Origin of the sequence: Bacillus sp. 220_BSPC (assembly GCF_001054655.1) — a bacterium.
GTDB lineage: Bacteria > Bacillota > Bacilli > Bacillales > DSM-1321 > Peribacillus > Peribacillus frigoritolerans.
The window spans coordinates 1-2,505 of record NZ_JVPL01000028.1; the positions used below are offsets into that span (position 1 = coordinate 1).

At 37.0% G+C, this 2,505-nt stretch carries 3 protein-coding genes; all 3 read right to left on the reverse strand.

Annotated elements, in window-relative coordinates; genetic code table 11:
• A partial coding sequence (locus tag ADA55_RS01800; RefSeq protein WP_239687143.1) for an LLM class flavin-dependent oxidoreductase occupies positions 1–610 on the reverse strand: 610 nt, incomplete at its 3' end.
• Complete coding sequence (locus ADA55_RS30205) at positions 543–863, reverse strand: hypothetical protein (protein ID WP_226990378.1); 321 nt, start codon at positions 861–863, stop codon at positions 543–545. The genes ADA55_RS30205 and ADA55_RS01800, both read right to left, overlap by 68 nt.
• 20 nt (positions 864–883) lie before the next feature.
• Positions 884–1,207: an ArsR/SmtB family transcription factor gene (locus ADA55_RS01805; protein ID WP_048678279.1), complete on the reverse strand. Its 324-nt coding sequence runs from the start codon at positions 1,205–1,207 to the stop codon at positions 884–886.
• Positions 1,208–2,505 lie beyond the last annotated feature (1,298 nt).

A 2,505-nucleotide genomic window follows, 5' to 3' on the forward strand; every position in this document is an offset into this window, starting at 1 on the left:
TGGAAAAATACAGAACAAACGCCAAATGGTTGACACCAATCGCTTGAAATTGATGAAGTAGATCAACTAAACGGTTTCTTCCTACGGAATAGCCTAAGGGGATGGGGACAGGCATTTCATCGGGATTTTCCAATAAATTGATGAACAAGCTTTGAGAGAAGGGTTTAAAATCTCCTGGAGCATGAACTTCAGTTAAAGCACGATAATCCTTGATAAGCTGCGCCTGTTGAATAATGCTTCTTGGGTATTGAAGCCACCCATCCCCATTCCTGGCTATCCAATTGATAGACTGATTGCTAAATCCAGTCACCATGGTCGGAATCGAAGATACAGGCTTTGGGATTAACCTCATATCTGTACCATCGATAAGTCCGGCGTGGCTGTGGATTGTCGGCTGATCCTCTTTTAACAGCCGGTCGAGAATTTCGAAATTTTCTTTAAATAACGGACCGCTTTCTTGCTTAGATATCCCTAAAGCTGTAAAGTCTTTTTCCCTGTCCCCTGATGCCACTCCCATAATCAATCGACCTGGAAACAATTGATCAATTGATGCAGCTTCCTTGGCTACCCTGACGGGGTGGCGCAAAGGTAGAACTACACTTCCTGTCACTAACGCAATGTGCTTCGTATAAATAAATCCATAAATCGAACTTTTGGCCGTTATCATCAATATTCAAATCCTGCATCGTAATATCACGGAGCCATAATGAAGCAAAGCCATATTCCTCAATTTTACGGGCAAGCTCCAGCTGATTCTCCATAATCGGATTTTTAGACATCCTGGCAGTCGGGAGGATAAATCCGAGTGTCATTTTGTCTTTCTGGTACATGCTGTTATAGGCACGATGATTTTGAAAACTCACTCTTCGTCCTCCTTAAAAGGTTATATTTTTAAGCCTATATACTTTTCAAACTGTTTAATGGTTTCCTCATTCCGTCGATAATAAGTCCATTGTCCGATTCGTTTCATTTCCACCAGACCACTTTGCAATAGGATAGATAAATACTGGGAGGTAGTGGACTGTGATAGTCCTACTTTGCTGCGAATATCACTAACACAAACCCCGCCATCAAAGCCTTTTTCTTTGATGACATGGGCCTGCGGGGAAAAGTTATTATCAGGTTCTTTCAACATTTGCAGAATATTTACTCTTATTTGATTTGACAGAGCCTTGAAAATTTCAACTGCCTGTTCGTCATTTATCATATTTGATTCCCGATTCAACGGTGCCCGCCCCTTTCTGATCTTAAAATCTATTTTGCTTGGAATGCGTATAAACTAATCGAACAAAAGGAAATTGATAATTTGCGATATCTCTATATTATTTTCCTTTATACCCAAAATCAAATTTTATGCTTTAGACAGGGCTAGGAAACGGCTTTAAAGGAACTACACAAATTAGCTTAGAGAACAGGTGGCAAAGAAAGAAGGATTATTTTGGTTATTTAACAGGTTTACACCTAATTGTTGAATGGAAAGATTCCCATTTTTTAAAGTTACTAGAAGAAATCGAAAAGTTTGGAGTTGAATTTTTCCAGCAGAAGATAATACTATAGAAAAATCGAAACATCCTAATCGAATTATTTTAGGGTTTGGGCATCAAAAAATGAAGAAATAAAAGAAGGCGTAACCAGATTATATCAAGCAATATATAACGGTAAATCCAAAAGTAACAGCCGAACTTCCTTAGAAAAATCGGCTTTTTTGATGTCGAATTTTGCTTAGCGTATGTTTTCCGCGTTTTGCTACCGGAACCCCTTTATGCATTATCCTACTTTTGAATGTAAGACTAGTTTAATTCCAGCTTGTAGGGTAAAGATGACAGCCTTAATTGAGCATGGCCACATTTTGGACATTTTTCATTAATCTGTAGTGATTGTTAAACATCTTTCACAAACCCTTCGTTGATTTGTTTTGAACATTTCCATGGGTACCTCCTCTCTTTATAAGTTTTGTTAACGCAACAGCATACAAAAGGTACTGTTACATGAAAATTAATCACTTCATGTAACAGTACCTTTTGTTCCAAGCCCTTTTATTAAGATTCATCTATTTTCATTACATTATAGAAGTTAATTATGGAGATACTGATTTATTTAAAGATCTATCACCATTGACAGACTTTTGATGTTCTCATGAGTTTTTTTTCATGCTTGTTATAGCCTTCCCTCAACTTACAATTCTTTATGCTAAATTAGTATATTACGTATATTTTTTGTGTAAGTACCCACTTTATAATTAAATAGTATCAGTAAAATTGTGTAATAAAGATACCAATTACTGGGTCTTTGTATAATATTCCTAAAAACGAAAAGGTTTTCCCCTCTGAGTAGACACTCCTTCATTAAGTAAACCGTACACCACCATGGCTAGAGATTTGCACCAATGCCGGGTGAATGTGAAAAAGCCAAGGTCAGCGACTATAGAAAAATCGCTAACCTTGGCTTTTAAAACGTGACCATATCAAGGTAAAGAAAAAGGAGAAAACATCTTTGAATAAGAAA

Bases quoted from the DNA above. Each gene is read 5' to 3' on its own strand.
- ADA55_RS01805 (WP_048678279.1), bottom strand. From the start codon at position 1,207: ATGATAAATGACGAACAGGCAGTTGAAATTTTCAAGGCTCTGTCAAAT.